The sequence below is a fragment of the Photorhabdus noenieputensis genome, from assembly GCF_018448935.1.
Lineage (GTDB): Bacteria > Pseudomonadota > Gammaproteobacteria > Enterobacterales > Enterobacteriaceae > Photorhabdus > Photorhabdus noenieputensis.
In genome coordinates this window covers 23143-43933 of record NZ_RCWC01000043.1, presented here as the reverse complement: position 1 = coordinate 43933, position 20791 = coordinate 23143, and the positions used below count along the sequence as shown (strand labels likewise).

Sequence of the window (20791 nt, the reverse complement as noted above, 5' to 3'; positions counted from 1 at the left end):
GGCGGGTACACAGCCAGACGCCGTGTCGGTCCCAGCGCAACACCTTGAGACGGGAGCGGGCCTTGTTGCAGAAAACAAAAGCGGCCTCGTCCTGCCAGCGCAAATTCAGTCCCTCCAGGTGCTGGGTCAGGGCATCAATGCCCCGGCGCATGTCGACGGGCTCTCGCACCAGAAAGAGCTGTTGCGGTTTCAGCATCGGGCCAGTACCCGCATCACGTCAGGCTGGAGTGAAACCGGCAAGAGGGCGGGCAGTGTCTGGCTGAGAGGTTGGGGGATGTTGTTACTGTCGGCAATCCAGTCGCGGAAAGAGGAAAAACTCAGCTGATGCTGTTCACAATATTGTTTTCGGGTCAGGCCACTGTGGCGCCATTGGGTCACATGGTGTTGTTTTTGCTCCGGGGTATATCGGCTACGGCTCATGGTGCCAGTCTCCAAATGAAGATAAGGAAGCGGTAGCGTGCAGGGGCCTGAGGGGAAGAACAAGGTGAGGTGACCGGACGTTTACGGAGTAAATCCTTACAGTTACGTGCATAATCCGACGGGTTGGATCGCCCCATTCGGGCTGGCAAAATGTCCTACTAAATTTGGTTCAAAGAATGCGGCTTTTAGAGCAGCGAAAAGAGATGCGAGAATACCGATGAATCAACAGCCTGATAAAATATTTGACCCAAAAACTGGTTTTGAAAGTCAATATAGGCATGTTCGTATGACTAATTCAAATAATGAAACAATAATTGGCAATAATGGTAAGCCAATATGGACAAAGGAGTATCAATTCACAAAAGCTGATGGAGATAAGGTGATTATCCAAGATCATTCTGCTAGGCACTATTACCCCGATGGTGTAGGTAATCAAGGACCTCATTTAAATGTAAGACCTATTGATAACATTCGAACTGGGAATGTCCCAGGAACATTAGATCACTATAGTTTTTAGGAGACATCATATGTTTTGGAATGATCTTGATGGCACTATATTGTTTAATAAAGTATTTTCTAAACCTGTGGAAATATCAGACATAGATCTCTTTGATATAAAAATAGATCGTGAAGGACCAACAGTAATAATAAGTTTTGATTTAATCGGAAAATTACCAGATAACCCACCTGTAAAATGGGTAAAAGGATATAACAAATGTAGGTGTGGTATAAACTGTGGTGGTGTTACATCTATGAATATTGAAGGCATTGCCGTTAGCATGTTAGCAAAAATCGAGATAAAAAAAGAAAATGGTCATAATAAAGTAATAATTCATGGCTCTAATTTTCGATTAAATCTGGAATGTATTCATATACAGTTTACGGGACCTTCTGTATATATCAGTAAATAAACAAAAAGCCGGAAAGCTCCCCATAATCTTTCCGGCTTTGTTATCTTTATGTTTAAAATAAATATCTTACAGGGTTGGTATTAATATATTAAATATATATCTTAAAATCGATAAAATATAAAATAAATAAGAAGATAAAAAAAGGAATAATACAGAAAAATATAATATCAATGGTAAATATACACATATGCTATATTTTAGCTATTTTACTCTGTTTTCTCTCTGAAACAGTAAAAAGCCGGAATCACTTCCGGCTGGCTTCTTTCTTACCGTGGTGAATGCCCACGCCAAGCCAATACCGACTGGTTAGTGCAATGGCAAGGCATCAAGGTAATCACAATGGTTACTTTAGGGCTATTAAAAATGTACCAGACAAAATAGACTTAAACCAGTCTGTTAATAAGATATCGAAATAGGTTGCTGATATACAAAATTTAGCTAAGGAAGGTAATGATGAATGGAACACCAATAAGAGCTAAAGATAGCTAGAAAGGAAAAGCCCAAATAGGCAATCAACGTGCTTTAGAAATGTGGAATAAAATTTTAGAGGTATAATAATGAAAAGCGAAAATAAGAGGTTTATAACTGAACCAATGAATTTTTTATTTTCAGATAATCTTTTATCAGGGGGAGTAAAAGCACCTTCTGATATTATCCTATTGGAAGATAAAGACAAATCCCTTAGATTATCATTAAGTCAAGATTTACCAGATGGATATTTAGTCTGGCAAGATCTTATAGAAAATAGCGTTGGTGAATTTTCTTTAAAAGATAACTATTCTGAAGCTGAAGATTACTTAGAAGATATTGACGAAGAATACAGTGACTTACAAGAGGAAAAGACATTAATTTATAGAAAATCTAAAATAAAAAAAACAAATACAGAATACGATGATTTTTATTTTGAAATTTTAGATGAAGTCTATTATCAACTAAACATGTTATCTATTCAAAGGTATATATTAGGTGAACAAAAAGAATCAATCTTGGAAAAGATCTTTGAGATATATAAAGAAGGGTTGTATCCATGCGGAATGACTAAGGATGAAAAACTAGTTGATATAGAAAACATATTCTCATGAAAAAGCCGGAAAGATCCTCGTGATCTTCCTAGCCTTGTTATTTTTATACTTAAAATAAATATTTTACAGGGTTGAATTTATATATTAAATATATAGATTAAAATCGCGAAAATATAAAATAAATAAGAAGATAAACAAAGGAATAATACAGAAAAATATAATATTAATGATAAATATATACATAGGCTATATTTTAGCTATTTTATTCTGTTTTCTCTCTGAAACAGCAAAAAGCCGGAATCGCTTCCGGCTGGTTTCTTTCTTACCGTGGTACATACCCACAGTAAGCCTACGTTGATTTCACTCGTTCAATGTTTGCGCCAAGTCCGCGCAACTTATCTTCGATATGTTCATAACCCCGGTCAATATGATAAATACGGTCAACAACCGTCACGCCTTCCGCAATACAACCCGCCAGAACCAGACTTGCCGATGCTCGTAAATCCGTCGCCATGACCTGAGCACCAGATAATTTTTTAACACCATGACAAAGCACGGTGTTACTTTCAATTTCCGCATGAGCTCCCATCCGAATTAATTCGGGGATATGCATGAAACGGTTTTCGAAAATAGTTTCGGTGATCATACCAGCACCTTCCGCAACCAAATTCAGTAAGCTGAACTGTGCCTGCATATCGGTCGGGAAACCAGGGTGCGGAGCAGTACGCAATGTCACAGCTTTAGGGCGCTTACCGTGCATATCAAGGCTTATCCAATCTTTACCAATTGCAATATCCGCCCCCGCCTCACGCAATTTAGCTAATACCGCATCCAACGTATTAGGCTGAGCATGACGGCAAACTACCTTGCCACCGGATATCGCCGCCGCAACAAGAAATGTCCCCGTTTCAATCCGATCAGGTAGTACACGATATATACCACCACCAAGGCGTTCCACACCTTCAATGGTGATATGGTCTGTGCCCGCCCCGGTGATTTTTGCACCCAAGGTATTGAGAAAATTAGCCGTATCTTCGATTTCAGGTTCACGTGCTGCATTCTCAATAACTGTTGTCCCTTCAGCCAACGTTGCCGCAGTCATAATCGTGACTGTCGCTCCAACGCTGACTTTATCCATCACAATGCAAGCCCCTTTCAGACGCCCATTAACGGAAGCCTTAACGTAGCCCTCTTCCAGCACAATTTCAGCACCTAACTGTTCCAAGCCACTGATATGCAGATCAACCGGACGGGCACCAATCGCGCAACCACCCGGCAAAGAAACTTGCCCCTGACCAAAACGCGCTACCAAAGGACCTAATGCCCAAATAGAGGCACGCATGGTTTTCACTAGCTCATAAGGCGCACAATATTGATTCACATCGCGGGCATCTACAAATACAGAACCATTACGTTCAACTTTGGTTCCAAGGCGATTCAATAATTTGATAGTGGTATCAATATCTTTCAATTCTGGAACATTTTGCAACTCAACAGGCTCTTCAGCCAACAACGCGGCGAACAGGATTGGCAGTGCAGCATTTTTTGCCCCGGAAATAGTAACCTCACCCGACAGACGAGTAGGCCCTTTCACACGAAATTTATCCATCTGTGACGACTCTCTTTATATAATTTGCTGTTCGCGGCGAGGCAAACAACATTAAAAACCGTTGAGCTTGCGATCCCGTTTCCAGTCATCCGGTGTGTAGGCTTTAATTGACAAGGCATGAATACGATTATCAGCAATGTATTCCATCAAAGGCGCATAAACGGCTTGCTGCTGTTTTACCCGGCTCATGCCAGCAAACATTTCACCAACCACAATAACCTGGAAATGGCTGCCATCGCCGTTAACGATGACTTCATCCAGTGCTAATTTATCCATCAACACTTGTTTAATCTCATTAGTATCCATAATTGCTCAATGTTCTGTAGTTAGAAATAATAGACAGCCACCCATCCTAATAGAATTCTGCTTATTCTTAAACTGTGAAAACGCCCTTGTAATATTTCTGCTTACAAGGGCGCTGATTATACCCGTTATCTTTCAAGTTGCCTCTTTGTTGGCTTCACTCGCTCACCCCGGTCACATCGTTATCTATGCTCCCGGGGATTCTTTCCCTTGCCGTCGCGATGCATCTTGAAATCCATAGGGTATGTACAGATAATTGATGAGATTATCGGTTAGCTATCAATGATCATCTCTTGCAGATCATAGAGCGTAATCAAGGTGTTAAGCCGTTCATCAATGCCAGAAAAGCGCAATTTATCCCCTCTCTTTTGCATATGATGTTTAAAACGGACTAAAAGAGCTAACCCGGTAGAATCCACATATTCAAGTTGCGACACATTGATGCTGTTGATATCAGCTAATAATTTCTCTTTTTGCTGCCAGAGAGGAAGCAAACTATCACGATCCAAAGTGCCCTTGAGAATCAAGGTTTGCCCTGTTTTTTCCCAGATCAAACTCTCGACCATCTTATTTTTTCTCTTCCAGTGTGATTGGCTGACGGGCGCTGATTTCAAGCTGCTTAGTTAGGCCCTCAATACCTTGCTGACGCAAGATAGAAGCCCATTCACTCTGTTTAGTCGTAATCATACTGACGCCTTCTGCAATCATATCGAATGCCTGCCATTGACCAGTTTTGCTGTTTTTGCGCCATTGGAAATCAAGACGGACAGGAGGACGGCCATTCGGATCGATAATAGTGACACGAATAGCAACAACATCGCTGTCCCCCAACGGCTTTTCAGAGTCAATCTGGTAAGTTTGATTGTGATACATTGCCAAAGCCTGCCCATAAGCCTGCTCAAGATAGGATTCAAATGCCGCAAAATAAGCCTTGCGCTGCTCTGGCGTCGTATCTTTATAGGAGCGTCCCAGAACTAACGCGCCAGCGTATTTAACATGGACATAAGGCAGTAGTTCTTCCTTTACCACTTGACGTAGATAATCTGGATTTTGACGAATTTGCGACTGGCTATTTTTCAAACGAGTAAACGTCTTTTCCGCCGCGTCCTGCATCAACTTATAAGGATTCGTCTGATCAACCGCGCGCGCCAGTGGAGCAACAACCAATAGCGCCACCATTAATAATCTCTTCAACATAATTGGTTCCTCTTAATGATATTCAGTTGCTGGCCTAAGGTGTCGGCGTGTGCTCTGCCCCACTTTGGGCATTATCGCCACTCTTATACAAGAACTGGCCGATAAGATCCTCAAGTACCATTGCTGATTTGGTATCCTGTACACGGTCACCCTCTTTCAGAATACGGGTGTCCATATCGGGATCTTCAAACCCTATATTCAGGGCAATATATTGTTCACCTAATAGGCCAGAAGTACGGATGGAAAGAGAACTGGTATCAGGGATATGGTCATACTGCTTCATAATATCCAGTGCCACTTGCGGCGTATAAGTTTTTTCATCAAGAGAGATACTTGCAACTCGGCCAATCACCACCCCCCCAATTTTTACCGGTGAGCGCACTTTCAGACCACCGATATTGTCAAAAGTTGCGTACAAACGGTAGGTTGGCTGGTTGCCTACCGATTTAATGTCTGCCACTTTTAGGCATAAAAAGATGATTGCAGCCAGTGCAATCAAGACAAAAAATCCAACCCAAATTTCACTTTTCTTGCTTTGCATTGACTTAGTTCCCGAACATGAGTGCTGTCAGCACAAAATCCAAACCTAAAACCGCTAACGACGCATGAACCACCGTTCTGGTCGTTGCTCGGCTGATCCCTTCTGAAGTAGGGGTTGCATCATAACCATTAAATAGAGCGATCCAGGTCACAGTAATGGCGAAAACGACACTTTTAATAAAACAATTCAGCAAATCTTTCTGCCATTCGATAGCAGACTGCATTGAAGACCAGAAGAAGCCACTGTCAATCCCCTTCCAATCAACACCAACCATAGCACCTCCCCAAATACCTACCGCTACAAAAATCAAGGATAATAGCGGCATACTGATAAACCCTGCCCAGAAACGGGGAGCTATCACACGCCGTAATGGATCTACCGCCATCATCTCCAGGCTGGAAATTTGTTCCGTGGCTTTCATCAAACCGATTTCTGCGGTCAAGGCTGATCCGGCACGGCCAGCAAACAACAGTGCCGTGACCACCGGCCCCAGTTCACGCAACAGAGATATCGCCACCATCATACCAAGACTGGCTTCTGCGCTATATGTTGTCAGTACCAGATACCCCTGTAGGCCAAGCACCATGCCAATAAACAGCCCTGAAACGATAATAATCAATAATGACCGAACACCCACGCTGTAAAGCTGCTGTCGGAGTAACGGCCATTGTCTGGCGGGTTCTGGCCTGCCAATTATCGCGCGGAAAAGCATAAAACCTGCACGGCCAAAAGAGGCAAATACCTCAATGGCCCGTCGGCCAAGTGCCGCCAGCGCCTGTGTTAACATTAACATCCCATTATCCTAATAACTCAGTTTTATAATCCCCGGCCGGGAAACGGAAAGGTACCGGCCCGTCAGCAATACCATCAAGAAATTGCCGTACTCGTCTATCAGAATTAGAGTGCAACTGCTGAGCTGTACCCTCAGCAATAACCTGCTGTTCAGCGATAATATAAGCGTAATCTGCAATGCTCAAAACTTCCGGTACATCGTGGGAAACCACCACACAAGTCACACCAAGCGCCTTATTCAGTTCATCAATCAACTTCACCAAAACCCCCATCGTAATCGGGTCCTGGCCAACAAAAGGCTCATCAAACATAATCAGATCAGGATCAAGTGCAATTGCACGAGCCAGAGCCGCTCGCCTTGCCATACCTCCAGAAAGTTCAGAAGGCATCAAATTAGCAGCACCGCGTAACCCGACAGCCTCTAATTTCATCATTACAGTAGTCTGTATAATTTCCTCAGGCAGGTTCGTATGTTCACGCAGCGGAAAAGAGACGTTTTCAAAGACACTGAGATCAGTGAATAATGCCCCAGATTGAAACAGCATACTCATCTTCTTGCGAGCAGCATACAAGCGAGAACGGGATAAAGCAGGAATATTATCGCCATCAAACCAGATTTCTCCGCGTTCAGGACGTAACTGACCGCCAATCAATCGTAATAGTGTCGTTTTTCCTATCCCAGAAGGCCCCATAATTGCAGTGACTTTCCCTCTAGGCACAACTAGATTAATATCAGCAAAAATCGAACGGTTACCACGGGTAAAATACATACCACGGATCTCGATGAGATTTGCTGTCTGTTGGTTCATTATTGATAGCCCTTAACGGTTAATAAATTGGCTTTAATATTTGGTTCACATATTAATCACATATACTACAAAAAAACTGGAGAATTTTCGCCATTAATGTGATGACAAATTTTACTTTTCTATCTGTCGCCGTCAGAATATACCCCATCTAACTGGGCAGACAATTTTTGTTTAGAAAATCAACCAGCGTTAACATTAATTCGGGATATACCTTACAAAGGATGCTTCATGCTTCTGACCTTTTTACTTTTAATTACCGGATTGATTTTACTGGTATATGGTTCCGATAGATTAGTATATGGTGCTGCAATTTTTGCCCGTACTCTGGGGCTGCCGCCATTTATTATTGGTATTACCATTGTTGGCATTGGAACTTCCCTGCCCGAATTAATGGTTTCAGTTACTGCAATGCTAGATAGTCAACCTGATATGGCGGTAGGTAATGTTATTGGTTCTAACATTACTAATCTGCTACTGATAACCGGCGCTGCTGCATTTATTCGCCCAATGGAAGTAAAATCAGATATCCTGCGGCAAGAGCTGTTGTTGATGCTGCTGCTCACCGCCTTCTGTGGTTATTTGATGAGTGATCACTATCTCAGCCGAATGGATGGATTGGTATTACTCACTTCCGCCATAGTGTATATTTTATTGATGATAAAAATGGTTGCTCTATCACGCCGAGCCGAAACAGATATTTACACGCAGGAACAGACTTCCGAATTACCGGTAGAAGGCAATAAACACATTGCCCTACTTTGGATTCTATTAGGGTTACTTATTTTACCTATGGCAACTCGCATGGTTATTGATAATGCAACTGTTATTGCCCGCATTTATGGCATCAGTGAATTAGTTATCGGGCTTACTGTACTTGCGGTTGGTACCAGCCTGCCAGAATTAGCAACCTCGATTGCCGCAGCGTTCAAAGGCGAAGACAACATTGCATTCGGGAATATTATAGGTTCGAATATATTCAATATATCAACTGTTTTGGGCCTTCCCGCATTGCTCTCACCAGCAGCCATTTCACCTGAATCTTTCCATCGCGACTTTTGGGTAATGATGGTAGCCAGCATAATATTTACTGCATTTTGTCTGGGTCGTAAACACCGATTAAACCGATTTAAAGGTGTCCTGTTATTAAGCTGCTTTATCGCTTATTTTATCGTACTGTTTATTTCCAATTACAGCATTGAATAAACACGAATGAGTAGGAAAAAGAAATGCCTAAGATTGATTTTCAGCAAGCGGGTAAAAAAGTATTAGACATAGAACGTAATGGATTGGCAGAACTTGAACAATATATTAATGAAGATTTTGCCCGTACCTGTGAACTGATGTTCAACTGCGAAGGTAAAGTGATTGTCATGGGGATGGGCAAATCCGGCCATATTGGGTGTAAAATTGCTGCAACTTTCGCCAGCACCGGGACACCATCCTTTTTCGTTCATCCCGGAGAAGCCAGCCACGGCGATCTCGGCATGATCACACCTAAAGATATTGTTTTAGCTATCTCAAATTCTGGTGAGTCCAGTGAAATTTTGTCACTGATCCCGGCGTTAAAACGCCAAAAAATTCCGCTTATCTGCATGACTAACAATTACCACAGTAGTATGGGGAAAGCCGCAGATATCCACCTGTGTATCAAAGTTCCACAGGAAGCCTGTCCGCTAGGTTTAGCTCCTACAACCAGTACCACTGCAACTCTGGTTATGGGCGATGCTTTAGCGGTTGCATTGCTCCAGGCACGTGGCTTTACCGCTGAAGATTTCGCCCTCTCACATCCTGGCGGCACTCTTGGACGCAAACTTTTGCTACTGGTAAGTGATTTGATGAATACCGGCAATGATATTCCAAAGGTTAATCGTGATGCATCCTTACGCGAAGCTCTACTCGAAATCACCCGGCAAAAACTGGGGATGACCGTCATTTGCGACGAAAATATGTATATTGATGGTATTTTTACTGATGGTGATTTACGGCGAGTGTTTGATATGGGCGTTGATTTGTACAATGTCAAAATTTCAGATGTTATGACAACAGGCGGTATCCGTATCAAACCGAATGCCCTTGCAGTTGATGCATTGAACTTAATGCAGTCACACCATATCACCTCCTTATTGGTCGCAGAGGAAAACAAATTACTTGGTGTATTACATATGCATGACCTGCTACAAGCTGGTGTGGTTTAACCGGAGAAAACGCCTTAATGAGCCAATTAGTTTATTTGGACACCTGTTATGGTCCAGTTAGTAAAGATGTTATTGAAAAAGCTCGTAAAATCCGTTTGTTGATTTGCGACGTTGATGGTGTTCTATCCGATGGCCTGATCTATATGGGCAATAGCGGTGAAGAGCTAAAAACATTTAATGTTCGAGATGGTTATGGAATTCGCTGTTTAATTACTTCAGGAATCGAAGTCGCTATTATTACCGGCCGTAAAGCGAAATTGCTGGAAGATCGAGCAAACACCCTAGGGATTACACATCTTTACCAAGGACAAAGTGATAAGGTTTTGGCGTACAAAGAATTGTTAGATAAACTGGGATTAAAACCAGAACAGGTTGCTTATATCGGTGATGATCTGATTGATTGGCCGGTCATGGAACAAGTGGGTTTATCTGTCGCTGTGGCAGATGCACATCCATTACTCTTACCAAAAGCGCATTATGTCACCCAAATTGCAGGGGGACGCGGGGCGGTAAGGGAACTTTGTGATTTGGTGCTTTTCGCTCAGAACAAGCTGGAAGAGGCCAAAGGATTATCAATATAGTAGGTTGAATGAAACGAGAATGGATAGAATCAAATCCTGGTCGGTGATAACTCTGGTATTAATCATCCTGGCATTAATTGGCTGGAACTTATCTGATTCAGATGAGACTAACTCATCTTCTGCCACAGATAACAGTCAGCCAACCTATCAAAGTCAGGATGCCATAACTTTTGTTTATGACCCTACGGGGAAACTGACGTATAAATTGGTCGCTGATGACGTCCAAAATTATGCAGAGTCAAAACTTACCTGGTTTACCAAACCAGTGTTAATTACTTATGACTCAAATGCCATTGCTACATGGACAGTTCGTGCTAACAAAGCCAAACTGACTAATGACAAAATGCTCTATCTTTACGGAGACGTACAGGTTGACAGTCTGACTAATACGTCACAATTACAACGTATTACCACAGATAACGCTATCATCAACCTGGTCACTCAGGATGTTTCATCTGACAATCAGGTCACACTGATTGGTGTCGGGCTAAAATCCGTCGGTATGAAAATGCGTGGCAATCTGCGGAACAAAACCGCTGAACTGATTGAAAAGGTTAACACCTACTATGAAATCCAACATGAAAAACAGAATCCGTAATGCTTTTATTGCCAACGCCATCTTTGCCGTCGGCCTTCCCGCAATGGCACTAAAAGATGACACACAAAAACCCATTTCTATCGATTCGGTTAAACAAGCCCTTGACATGACAGGGAACACTGCCACATTTACAGAAGATGTGATCGTTAAACAGGGTTCTATCGATATCCGCGCTGACAAAGTTGTTGTGACTCGCCCTGATGGCGATTCCAAGAAAATGGTTATTGAGGCATTTGGTAATCCGGTCACTTTCTATCAGCTACAGGACAATGGCAAGCCAATCAAGGGCCGCGGTTCCAAAATGCGTTACGAAATGGATAAAGAGCTGGTTACACTGACTGGCAATGCCTATTTGGAACAGTTAGACAGCAATATAAAAGGCGATCGTATCACCTATCTAGTCCCAACTCAGCAAATGGAAGCGTTTAGTGACAAAGGTAAACGAGTAACCACCGTCCTACTCCCTTCTCAATTACAAGAAGAAGGCCCTGGGGCTAACAACAAGAGTAAATAACGATATATGGCAATACTAAACGCAGAAAACCTGGCAAAAGCTTACAAAGGCCGTAAGGTCGTTGAAAATGTCAGCCTAAACGTGAACTCCGGCGAAATTGTTGGCCTGCTCGGTCCAAACGGTGCAGGGAAAACAACAACTTTCTATATGGTCGTCGGTATCGTTTCACGGGATGCCGGGACAATTACCATTGATAATGAAGATATCAGCCTACTGCCACTTCACGAACGGGCGCGCCGTGGTATTGGTTATTTGCCTCAGGAAGCTTCTATTTTCCGCCGTTTAAGCGTATTCGACAACCTGATGGCTGTATTGGAGATCCGCCGCGATCTAACTCAAGAGCAACGAAAAGAACGTGCCGAAGAGTTAATGGAAGAGTTCCATATCAGCCATCTACGTGACAGTCTTGGTCAATCGCTTTCAGGAGGTGAACGTCGCCGCGTAGAGATTGCCAGAGCGCTGGCAGCCAATCCTAAATTTATTTTGCTGGATGAGCCTTTTGCCGGCGTAGATCCTATCTCAGTCATCGATATCAAGAAGATCATTCAGCATTTGAGAGATTATGGGCTAGGGGTCCTTATCACAGACCACAATGTCCGTGAAACATTGGATGTATGCGAACGTGCTTATATTGTCAGCCAAGGGCATCTGATTGCTCACGGCACACCTAATGATATTCTTAATAATGAACAGGTGAAGCGCGTTTATTTAGGCGAAGGTTTCCGGCTCTAATTAGCCAGGAGAATTGATTTAACGCTATGAAGCAAAGTTTGCAACTCAGGCTTAGTCAGCAACTGGCTATGACACCACAGCTCCAACAAGCTATTCGTTTGTTGCAACTTTCTACGCTTGAACTCCAACAGGAAATACAACAAGCGCTAGAAATGAATCCTTTGCTTGAACAGGATGAAGATCATCAGGAAATAGGCAATCAGGAGCTTCCCGATAACGAAACGGAAGTTATGGATACGCTTGATGCCTTGCAACAAAAGGATATGCCAGACGAGTTACCCCTGGATGCCAGTTGGGATGAAATTTACACCGCTGGCACACCTTCCGGGACACGTAATGATTATAACGACGACGAACTGCCGCTTTATCAGGGTGAAACCGTTCAAACCTTGCAAGACTATTTGATGTGGCAAGCAGAGCTCACCCCTTTTACGGAAACCGATGCGGCCATTGCGATATCAATCATTGATGCCGTAGATGACACTGGTTATCTCACGGTGCCATTAGACGATATTCTTGCCAGCATTGGCGACGATCATCTCACTCTGGCAGAAGTGGAAGCGGTGCTAAAACAGATACAACATTTCGATCCTATCGGTGTCGCCGCTCGTGATTTAAAAGATTGTCTACTCGTCCAGCTATCAATGTTTCCGCCAGAGACACCTTACCTAGAAGAGGCAAAACTGATCGTTTGCGAACATCTGGAGCTATTAGGTCATCGGGATTTCCGCAACTTAATCCGCCTGAGTCATTTGACAGAAGATACACTCAAAGAGGTCATAAATTTAATCCAGTCACTTGAACCGAAGCCCGGTCTGGCAATAAACACCGGCGAATCAGAATACGTCATCCCCGATGTACTGGTGCGAAAAGAGAGTGAACACTGGCAAGTAGAATTAAATACAGATAGTATCCCCCGTTTACACATTAATCAGCATTATGCAGAACTTGGGCAACGTACGCGCAATGAAAGTGACGGTCAGTTTATCCGTAATAACCTACAAGAGGCTAAATGGCTTATCAAAAGCTTGGAAAGCCGGAATGATACTCTGCTGAAAGTTGCGCGTTGCATTGTAGAGCAACAACAGGAATTTTTTGAACATGGTGAAGAACATATGAAACCTATGGTTTTAGCAGACATTGCTTTCCAGGTTGATATGCATGAATCTACCATTTCCAGGGTGACTACCCAGAAATTCCTGCATAGCTCACGTGGTATTTTTGAATTGAAGTATTTTTTCTCCAGTCACGTCAATACAGAAAGTGGAGGTGAAGCCTCTTCAACTGCAATACGGGCGTTGGTGAAAAAACTGGTAGCAGCGGAAAACCCCGCCAAACCATTAAGTGACAGCAAACTGACGAGCATGCTAACCGATCAAGGCATCGTGGTTGCCCGACGGACTGTCACAAAATATCGAGAGTCGTTATCCATTCCGCCATCAAACCAACGTAAGCGTCTGGTTTGAAATGAACAGAGAAGGAAGACAATATGCAACTCAAAATAACCGGCCACAATATTGAAATTACTGATGCATTACGCGACATTATCACTGCAAAATGCAGCAAGCTGGATCAATATTTCGATAGGATCAACCTGACTCAGGTAATCCTTCGAGTGGAAAAGGTACAACAAATCGCCGAAGCTACTGTACACATTAACGGAGGTGAGTTGCACGCATCATCAGAACATGAAGATATGTATGCAGCAATTGATGGACTGGTCGATAAACTAGCGCGTCAATTAACCAAACATAAAGACAAACTGAGACATCATTAACAGTCATTTAACAAAGAATGTAGTAACAACAGCAGAGTATTGCTGTAAAACAGTGCGCAAATACCGGATGCCACAGATAATCTATGGCATCCGGTATCAATGAGGCACCTAAGTGAATAGAAAAAATGAATAATGAAGCAGATTTACTACTAAGTTCTGTGCTTTCCCTCGCATGTACGCGCAATAATGTACATTGTTCGAGCAAAAAACGGGCTTTAGAGATTATCAGTGAGCTAGCATCTCAGCAGCTTAAGTTACCAGAAAATGTCGTATTTGAAGCAATATTAACCAGAGAAAAAGTGGGTACTACTGGAATTGGCAGTGGTATTGCTATTCCTCACGGTAAGTTAGATGCAGAAAGCTCAGATCAAGCAGTCGGCGTTTTCCTAAATCTGGAACAGCCCATTGCTTTTGATGCGATTGATAATCAACCAGTTGATTTGCTGTTTGCTTTACTGGTTCCAAATGATCAATGCCAGACGCACTTACACACATTGTCATTGATTGCCAAACGTCTTGCAGATAAAAACCTCTGCCGCCGTTTAAGATCGGCACAAAGTGATGAAGAATTATACTCAATTATCACTGAATAACTGTTGCAGTGCATGGAGAGCAACAGATAAGAGTGGCTCATAATAACCACTGAGAAATTAAGGGGAGTCGCCTCATGGTGCTGATGATAGTCAGTGGCCGTTCCGGTTCAGGTAAATCCGTTGCCTTGCGTGCACTGGAAGATATGGGTTTTTATTGTGTGGACAACTTGCCGGTAGTATTACTACCGGAATTAGCAAATACGTTGTCTGACCGTGATATTTCTGCCGCGGTTAGTATTGATGTAAGAAACATGCCGGAATCCCCTGAGGTTTTCGAAGAAGCCTTGACTAAACTACCAGCAAGTTTCTCACCGCAACTACTGTTTCTTGACGCTGACCGTAACACGTTGATCCGCCGTTATAGCGACACCCGCCGTCTGCATCCGCTATCAAGCAAAAACCTTTCTCTGGAAAGCGCGATTGATCAAGAAAGCGATCTGCTGGAACCCCTTCGTTCAAGAGCAGATCTGATTATTGACACTTCCGAAATGTCAGTCCATGAATTGGCTGAGATGCTAAGAACGCGTCTACTAGGCAAACGGGAACGTGAGTTGACAATGGTCTTTGAGTCTTTCGGCTTCAAGCATGGCATTCCAATTGATGCCGACTATGTTTTTGACGTACGTTTCTTACCAAACCCACACTGGGACCCTAAATTACGGCCAATGACTGGCCTTGATCGTCCCGTAGCCGCTTTCCTCGACCGTCATACGGAAGTGCATAACTTTATCTATCAAACCCGCAGTTATCTTGAACTCTGGCTGCCTATGCTTGAAACCAATAACCGCAGCTATTTAACCGTTGCTATTGGCTGTACCGGTGGTAAACATCGTTCCGTTTACGTGGCAGAACAGTTGGCCGATTATTTCCGCTCCCGAGGTAAAAACGTACAGTCGCGCCACCGTACTCTCGAAAAGCGAAAATAAATAATGACTGTCAAGCAGAGGCTTGAAATCAAAAATCGGCTGGGAATGCACGCCCGGCCAGCAATGAAGCTATATGATCTAGTACAGCTCTTTGAATCTCATGTTGTTTTACGCAATGATAGTCATGTTGAAGCCGAAGCCAGCAGTGTCATTGCTATGCTGATGCTGGATTCAGAAAAAGGCAGCTATATTGAAGTTGAAGCCAGTGGCCCAGATGAAGAACAAGCTCTTACAGCCATTATTAACCTATTTAATTCGGGATTTGACGAAGAATAACGTTGCTCACTCACCTGTGGATTATCATGTCCTGTACTGTTTTCATTAGCAGCACAAAACAGTTCGTGATCATGATCTCTTTCTTTTCCAGTAAGAACAGCCTACTATCAGGTTAATCATTTTAAATAACACCCCCCTCCTCATGGTGCGGGGTGTTATTTTGTGTTGGAATCCATTTGGAGTGTGGTATGACTAAACCAGCAATTATCATCAACGAATTAGACGCAGAACGTTTAGATTCCCTGTTGGAACAGCCAGCGTTTGCAGATACTAGTATCGCTGACGCTTTGAATGAGGAGCTGGATCGTGCAGAGATTGTACCCCCAGCAGAAATTCCATCAGATGTTGTAACAATGAACAGCCGGGTTCGTTTTCTTGACCTGACAAGCAATGAAGAGCGGGTACGTACTTTAGTTTATCCAGCATCACTGCAAGACAGTTCAGATCAGCTTTCTGTTATGGCTCCTTTAGGGGCTGCATTATTGGGCCTTCGTATCGGTGACGAAATCAGTTGGGCATTACCAAACGGCGAAGAAACCCGAGTCAAAGTATTAGAATTACTTTACCAACCAGAAGCTGCCGGTGAGCTCCACCGTTAATTCAGCCAGCCCATTTGTCCGGGCTGACTAAAATAATCGGAAACGAGTATCTCTTATTGACCAGCGATACTCATTTCCGGCAGTAAGACTGAACCGCACTGGATATTACTACGAGTTTCAATATCATCCCCAATAGTGACCATATTAGCCCACATATCTTTCAAATTACCGGCAATAGTAATCTCACTGACAGGATACTGAATCTCACCATTTTCTACCCAAAAACCAGCGGCCCCACGGGAATAATCGCCGGTTACTGCACTGACTCCCTGCCCCATCAATTCAGTGACCACTAATCCTGTTCCCATCTGACGCAGCAAACCTGCAAAATCCTGACCTTGCCCTGCAATGCACCAGTTATGAATTCCACCTGCATGACCGGTACTTGCCATTCCTAGCTTGCAAGCAGAATAACTTGTCAGAAGCCAGGTCTGTAATACGCCATCCTTGATAATATCTCGATTACTGGTAGAAACACCTTCGCTATCAAATGGAGAAGATGCTAAACCTGCCAGCAAATGTGGCCGCTCTTCAATTGTCAGCCATGATGGCAGAATTTGTTTGCCCAGATGATCAAGCAAGAAAGAGGATTTCCGGTAAATACTGCTACCACTGATAGCGCCAACCAGATGACCGAAAAGACCTGTTGCAACCTCCGCAGCAAACAACACCGGCGCTTTCATGGTCGGTAACTTACGTGGCGACAAACGTGATAATGCACGGCGAGCACACTCCTGCCCAACCCATTCTGGCGATTTTAAATCCTCAAAACGACGACTAATGGTATACGCATAGTCCCGTTCCATATCGCCATCAAGTTCAGCAATCACACAACTCGACATAGAATGACGACTGGAGCAATAGCTTTGCAACATACCGTGGCTGTTACCAAACACTCTAATGCCATAATGGCTGTTAAAACTGCCACCTTCGGTATTGGTAATTCGCTTATCGGCCTGTAATGCCGCTTGCTCTGCACGAGCGGCTAGTTCAATCGCGTTATCAGCATCCAATTCTGTTGGATGGAACAGGTCAAGATCTGGTGCTTCAAACGCCAGTAACGCTTTATCTGCCGGGCCTGAACATGGGTCCTGAGAGGTATAACGAGCAATATCAAGCGCAGCCTGAACAGTACGAGCAATGGCATCCGGGCTTAAATCTGTTGATGATGCGCTACCTTTACATTGCTGATGGTATACGGTAATCCCCAACGCACCATCACTATTGAATTCTACATTTTCTATTTCACCAAAGCGGGTGCTGACACTAATACCCGTTGTTTTATTAACCGCAACCTCCGCAGCATCACAACCCGCTTTTGCCAGCTCTAGTGCCTGTGAAACTGCATTTTCTAGTTGTTTGCGTTGTTCCGCAATTTGATCCGTGATTTTCATTACTTACCCGTAATTTGATGAATAAAGGGAAAATCTGTCGGGAAAACAGGACCTTTTTATCCACACAATCAATGCCGAGTGGTAATCAGGCGTTTTTCCCAGTTACAATACACAATATTAGGATGTTAACACCCACCGAGCTACAGGTCATGCACCAAAAATCAACCTGCCAGCTCCGGCCTTTTTAAAAGGAAAACCACTATGGCAAAGCAGCCTGAAGATTGGCTCAATGATTATCCTGCTGAAGAGGAAGAAGAAGAGATAATTTGGGTCAGTAAAAGCGAAATTAAACGTGATGCCGAAGCATTGAAAAAGCTGGGTACAGAATTGGTTGAGCTAAGCAAAAGTGCGCTTGAACGCGTTCCGTTAGATGAGGATCTGCTGGCCGCCATTGAACTTGCACAGAAGATAAAACGGGAGGGGTACCGTCGCCAATTACAATTTATTGGCAAACTGCTGCGTACCCGGGATGTCGAGCCAATTACCACCGCGCTTGATAAACTGAAAAATCGTCATAATCAGCAAATCACTCTGTTCCATAAACTGGAAGAATTACGTGATAAATTGATTGATGGCAATGACGATGTTATTGATGAAGTGGTGACGTTATTCCCACAAACCGATCGCCAGCAATTGCGTACTTTGATCCGCAACGCCAAAAAAGAAAAGGCGGCAAATAAGCCACCTAAATCTTATCGTCAGATTTTCCAGTATCTTAAAGATATGGCTGAATCCACTTAACGACCTAAAAACTGTAAGGTTCTAATTTCTGTTAGGGGAAAATATTAAAACTAAGTTCCCCTTCCAGTTCTTCTTCTGCTTCTTCAAACAAAAGCACTAATGAGGAGAAATCGCGTTCTTTCTGCTGCGTAAAATGGATGAAATTGACCTCTACAGGTAACTCAATTCCTCCTGTCACAACATCCCACAGAGCATCCAAATTACTACCAAACTCGTCTCCTAACTCAAATTGTTCAGAAAACTGCTGATAGAACATTTTCAGATCAGGGATACGGTCAAAATCAAACTCCACTTTATGCATAGAATTACTCCAATAAGGTAAAACTTTTGTAATGATCCAACGTCAGATAAATCAGACCATCAGATGAATAAAGCAATCTGTCACTCCCTCTGTGCCCACAACGGTAGTTAACATCTGCTTCAAACCACTGACGTTTCGGTTTCATTGGTAGCTTCTTTTCACGATTAGTAAATTTGTCACCACCGATTGCTCTACCCGGCAGAACCTGACATAAGTTTCCCTGTTTTGCATTCCAGCCAAGGTCGCGGGCCTGCTTTTTAGTAATATAAATATCGGGTAATTTATTATTCTGTCGTAAGTAAGCCACTACGTTATTCTGTTCAGTTAGCCCTTCAATCCGTTGTATTGCTGAGGTACCCCCATCTGTTTCTGGAGCCTGCAACAGTGTCTTATCAACACCTTTAGCAAAAGTACCACAAGTCACAACCAAAACAGTCAGTAACACACCAGCTAGCCAAGTCTTCTTCATGACTATCCTTATATGATCTATCTCGGATAAACAGCCAAAAATCAGGCTGTTCCTCCAACGGTCAAGTTGTCCAGTTTCAAAGTAGGCTGACCAACACCAACAGGTACGCTCTGGCCCTCTTTGCCACAAACCCCAACACCTTTATCTAGTTCAAGATCGTTTCCTACCATAGAGATCTGCTGCATCGCCTCAATACCGGAACCGATAAGAGTTGCGCCTTTCACTGGTTTGGTGATTTTACCGTTCTCAATCAGATAAGCCTCCGATGTCGAGAACACGAATTTACCGGAAGTGATATCTACTTGACCACCACCAAAATTTGGCGCATATAAACCGTTTTTCACACTACCGATGATCTCTTCCGGTGTGGAATGGCCCGCCAACAAATAGGTATTAGTCATACGAGGCATTGGTAAATGGGCATAAGATTCACGGCGACCATTGCCAGTCGGCGCGACACCCATCAGGCGTGCATTCATTTTGTCCTGCATGTAACCTTTCAGAATGCCATTTTCAATCAATACATTGTATTGTCCAGGAACGCCTTCATCGTCAATTGCCAATGACCCACGGCGGCCTTTTATCGTGCCATCATCAACCACAGTACAGAGTTCTGACGCAACCTTCTCACCAATCTGACCAGAAAACACCGAAGTACCACGGCGGTTAAAATCCCCTTCCAGCCCATGACCAACAGCTTCATGCAGCAACACACCCGGCCAACCAGCCCCTAGAACAACTGGCATCGTACCAGCGGGTGCCGCAACAGCGGAAAGGTTCACTAATGCCATGCGAACAGCTTCACGGGCAAATTGTTCTGCGCGGATCTGACCACTAACCACTTCCAGAAAATACTCATAACCGTAACGGCCACCACCACCGCTGGTGCCATGTTCACGTTTACCATTATCTTCCACCAGCACCGTGACAGATAAGCGAATGAGAGGACGAATATCAGCCGCCAAAGTCCCATCAGTTGCCGCGACCAACACCCGTTCATAGATCCCTGTCAGACTGGCATTGACCTCCTGTACTCTTCGATCTTCGGCGCGAGCCACCTGATCTACTCGCTGCAATAATGCGATCTTTTCTTCACGGGAAAAACTTTGCAGCGGATCAATTGCCGCATAGAGCGGAGAATAGGCCACTTCGCCAAAGGTATGGACTTTACCATTCCCGTTTTCATGGACAATGCTACGGGCAGCCTGTGCGCTTTGTTGCAGCGCATTCAATGTGATCTGGTCTGCATAAGCAAAACCCGTTTTTTCACCACTGATTGCCCTAACGCCAACCCCCTGATCAATATTATAGGAGCCATCCTTAATAATCCGATCTTCCAACACCCAAGATTCATGGTAACTGGACTGAAAATAGAGATCGGCATAATCCAGCCGACGTTCAGTCATTTGACCGAGTACTGAAAACAGATCTTGGTGGCTTAATTTATTTGCAGCCAGTAAGTATTCACTGACAGAAGTTAAACTCATAATT

Annotated in this window: 30 protein-coding genes; 17 read left to right on the top strand and 13 right to left on the bottom strand. The window is 43.6% G+C overall.

Features of this window, described 5'->3' with window-relative positions:
- Positions 1–196 (bottom strand): IS66 family insertion sequence element accessory protein TnpB (gene tnpB / locus EAE91_RS21265; protein ID WP_214090223.1); only part of this gene is annotated, 196 nt, incomplete at its 3' end.
- The gene (gene tnpA, locus EAE91_RS21260) at positions 190–420 is read right to left on the bottom strand and encodes an IS66 family insertion sequence element accessory protein TnpA (RefSeq protein ID WP_244868978.1); all 231 of its coding nucleotides are present in this window, start codon (positions 418–420) and stop codon (positions 190–192) included. The genes tnpB and tnpA, both read right to left, overlap by 7 nt.
- A 217-nt stretch (positions 421–637) precedes the next feature.
- Between tnpA and EAE91_RS21255 the strand changes: the two genes are divergently transcribed.
- The 4 genes from EAE91_RS21255 to EAE91_RS21245 all read left to right on the top strand — a co-directional run bounded on the left by EAE91_RS21255 (position 638) and on the right by EAE91_RS21245 (position 2413).
- Complete coding sequence (locus EAE91_RS21255; protein ID WP_244868977.1) at positions 638–937, top strand: HNH/endonuclease VII fold putative polymorphic toxin; 300 nt, start codon at positions 638–640, stop codon at positions 935–937.
- Between the two features lie 10 nt (positions 938–947).
- On the top strand, positions 948–1331 hold the full coding sequence (locus EAE91_RS21250) for an Imm50 family immunity protein (protein ID WP_214090220.1): 384 nt from the start codon (positions 948–950) through the stop codon (positions 1329–1331).
- A gap of 278 nt (positions 1332–1609) precedes the next feature.
- Positions 1610–1747 (top strand): AHH domain-containing protein, encoded by a 138-nt coding sequence (locus tag EAE91_RS25115; RefSeq protein WP_422615665.1) that lies wholly within the window; start codon positions 1610–1612, stop codon positions 1745–1747.
- Positions 1748–1888: 141 nt separating this feature from the next.
- Entirely contained in the window at positions 1889–2413 is a 525-nt protein-coding gene (locus EAE91_RS21245; protein ID WP_214090219.1) for a hypothetical protein, read from the top strand.
- Between the two features lie 289 nt (positions 2414–2702).
- Here the strand turns inward: EAE91_RS21245 and murA are convergent, their stop codons facing one another.
- The 7 genes from murA to mlaF all read right to left on the bottom strand — a co-directional run bounded on the left by murA (position 2703) and on the right by mlaF (position 7604).
- On the bottom strand, positions 2703–3962 hold the full coding sequence (gene murA / locus EAE91_RS21240; RefSeq protein ID WP_214090218.1) for a UDP-N-acetylglucosamine 1-carboxyvinyltransferase: 1260 nt from the start codon (positions 3960–3962) through the stop codon (positions 2703–2705).
- Between the two features lie 51 nt (positions 3963–4013).
- Complete coding sequence (gene ibaG / locus EAE91_RS21235; protein ID WP_011148158.1) at positions 4014–4268, bottom strand: BolA family iron metabolism protein IbaG; 255 nt, start codon at positions 4266–4268, stop codon at positions 4014–4016.
- A 269-nt stretch (positions 4269–4537) separates the two neighbouring features.
- A complete protein-coding gene (mlaB, locus tag EAE91_RS21230) occupies positions 4538–4831 on the bottom strand; it encodes a lipid asymmetry maintenance protein MlaB (RefSeq protein ID WP_214090217.1) in 294 nt (97 codons plus the stop codon).
- A gap of 1 nt (position 4832) precedes the next feature.
- Positions 4833–5462 (bottom strand): phospholipid-binding protein MlaC, encoded by a 630-nt coding sequence (gene mlaC, locus EAE91_RS21225; protein WP_214090216.1) that lies wholly within the window; start codon positions 5460–5462, stop codon positions 4833–4835.
- Positions 5463–5496: 34 nt separating this feature from the next.
- Positions 5497–6003: an outer membrane lipid asymmetry maintenance protein MlaD gene (gene mlaD, locus EAE91_RS21220; protein ID WP_214053291.1), complete on the bottom strand. Its 507-nt coding sequence runs from the start codon at positions 6001–6003 to the stop codon at positions 5497–5499.
- Positions 6004–6007: 4 nt separating this feature from the next.
- Positions 6008–6790, bottom strand: a complete 783-nt coding sequence (gene mlaE, locus EAE91_RS21215) for a lipid asymmetry maintenance ABC transporter permease subunit MlaE (protein ID WP_214090225.1) — start codon at positions 6788–6790, stop codon at positions 6008–6010.
- 10 nt (positions 6791–6800) lie between these two features.
- Positions 6801–7604 carry a phospholipid ABC transporter ATP-binding protein MlaF gene (gene mlaF, locus EAE91_RS21210; protein WP_214090215.1) on the bottom strand — a complete coding sequence of 268 codons (804 nt, stop codon included), beginning with the start codon at positions 7602–7604 and terminating at the stop codon, positions 6801–6803.
- 228 nt (positions 7605–7832) lie between these two features.
- Between mlaF and EAE91_RS21205 the strand changes: the two genes are divergently transcribed.
- The 12 genes from EAE91_RS21205 to rnk all read left to right on the top strand — a co-directional run bounded on the left by EAE91_RS21205 (position 7833) and on the right by rnk (position 16395).
- The gene (locus EAE91_RS21205) at positions 7833–8807 is read left to right on the top strand and encodes a calcium/sodium antiporter (protein WP_214090214.1); all 975 of its coding nucleotides are present in this window, start codon (positions 7833–7835) and stop codon (positions 8805–8807) included.
- Positions 8808–8830: 23 nt separating this feature from the next.
- The gene (gene kdsD, locus EAE91_RS21200) at positions 8831–9799 is read left to right on the top strand and encodes an arabinose-5-phosphate isomerase KdsD (RefSeq protein ID WP_214090213.1); all 969 of its coding nucleotides are present in this window, start codon (positions 8831–8833) and stop codon (positions 9797–9799) included.
- A 17-nt stretch (positions 9800–9816) separates the two neighbouring features.
- Complete coding sequence (gene kdsC / locus EAE91_RS21195) at positions 9817–10380, top strand: 3-deoxy-manno-octulosonate-8-phosphatase KdsC (RefSeq protein ID WP_049582705.1); 564 nt, start codon at positions 9817–9819, stop codon at positions 10378–10380.
- 19 nt (positions 10381–10399) lie between these two features.
- Positions 10400–10978, top strand: a complete 579-nt coding sequence (lptC, locus tag EAE91_RS21190) for an LPS export ABC transporter periplasmic protein LptC (RefSeq protein ID WP_214090212.1) — start codon at positions 10400–10402, stop codon at positions 10976–10978.
- Positions 10959–11492, top strand: coding sequence for a lipopolysaccharide ABC transporter substrate-binding protein LptA (lptA, locus tag EAE91_RS21185; protein ID WP_214090211.1), 534 nt, complete (start codon positions 10959–10961; stop codon positions 11490–11492). Before lptC ends, lptA begins: the two co-directional genes overlap by 20 nt.
- Before the next feature lie 6 nt (positions 11493–11498).
- Positions 11499–12224, top strand: coding sequence for an LPS export ABC transporter ATP-binding protein (lptB, locus tag EAE91_RS21180; protein WP_036809259.1), 726 nt, complete (start codon positions 11499–11501; stop codon positions 12222–12224).
- 26 nt (positions 12225–12250) lie between these two features.
- On the top strand, positions 12251–13690 hold the full coding sequence (rpoN, locus tag EAE91_RS21175) for an RNA polymerase factor sigma-54 (protein WP_214090210.1): 1440 nt from the start codon (positions 12251–12253) through the stop codon (positions 13688–13690).
- A 23-nt stretch (positions 13691–13713) separates the two neighbouring features.
- Positions 13714–14001, top strand: coding sequence for a ribosome hibernation promoting factor (hpf, locus tag EAE91_RS21170; protein ID WP_036775988.1), 288 nt, complete (start codon positions 13714–13716; stop codon positions 13999–14001).
- A gap of 125 nt (positions 14002–14126) precedes the next feature.
- Positions 14127–14594, top strand: coding sequence for a PTS IIA-like nitrogen regulatory protein PtsN (gene ptsN, locus EAE91_RS21165; protein ID WP_214090209.1), 468 nt, complete (start codon positions 14127–14129; stop codon positions 14592–14594).
- Positions 14595–14668: 74 nt separating this feature from the next.
- Complete coding sequence (gene rapZ / locus EAE91_RS21160) at positions 14669–15520, top strand: RNase adapter RapZ (protein WP_036775991.1); 852 nt, start codon at positions 14669–14671, stop codon at positions 15518–15520.
- A gap of 3 nt (positions 15521–15523) precedes the next feature.
- Positions 15524–15796: a PTS phosphocarrier protein NPr gene (npr, locus tag EAE91_RS21155; RefSeq protein WP_036775992.1), complete on the top strand. Its 273-nt coding sequence runs from the start codon at positions 15524–15526 to the stop codon at positions 15794–15796.
- 188 nt (positions 15797–15984) lie between these two features.
- Complete coding sequence (rnk, locus tag EAE91_RS21150; RefSeq protein WP_036775993.1) at positions 15985–16395, top strand: nucleoside diphosphate kinase regulator; 411 nt, start codon at positions 15985–15987, stop codon at positions 16393–16395.
- 53 nt (positions 16396–16448) lie between these two features.
- On the opposite strand, the gene pmbA is transcribed toward rnk, so the two are convergent.
- Positions 16449–17789 carry a metalloprotease PmbA gene (gene pmbA / locus EAE91_RS21145; RefSeq protein ID WP_214090208.1) on the bottom strand — a complete coding sequence of 447 codons (1341 nt, stop codon included), beginning with the start codon at positions 17787–17789 and terminating at the stop codon, positions 16449–16451.
- 201 nt (positions 17790–17990) lie between these two features.
- On the opposite strand from pmbA, the gene yjgA reads away from it, so the two are divergent.
- Positions 17991–18530 (top strand): ribosome biogenesis factor YjgA, encoded by a 540-nt coding sequence (gene yjgA / locus EAE91_RS21140; protein WP_214090207.1) that lies wholly within the window; start codon positions 17991–17993, stop codon positions 18528–18530.
- 31 nt (positions 18531–18561) lie between these two features.
- Here yjgA and EAE91_RS21135 read toward each other — a convergent pair whose 3' ends face one another.
- Genes EAE91_RS21135 through tldD form a run of 3 tightly spaced genes read right to left on the bottom strand, consistent with a single transcriptional unit; the run spans position 18562 to position 20787 of the window.
- A complete protein-coding gene (locus EAE91_RS21135) occupies positions 18562–18831 on the bottom strand; it encodes a barstar family protein (RefSeq protein ID WP_011148185.1) in 270 nt (89 codons plus the stop codon).
- Between the two features lie 4 nt (positions 18832–18835).
- Complete coding sequence (locus EAE91_RS21130) at positions 18836–19300, bottom strand: ribonuclease domain-containing protein (RefSeq protein WP_214090206.1); 465 nt, start codon at positions 19298–19300, stop codon at positions 18836–18838.
- A gap of 41 nt (positions 19301–19341) precedes the next feature.
- The gene (tldD, locus tag EAE91_RS21125; RefSeq protein WP_214090205.1) at positions 19342–20787 is read right to left on the bottom strand and encodes a metalloprotease TldD; all 1446 of its coding nucleotides are present in this window, start codon (positions 20785–20787) and stop codon (positions 19342–19344) included.
- Between the last annotated feature and the right edge of the window lie 4 nt (positions 20788–20791).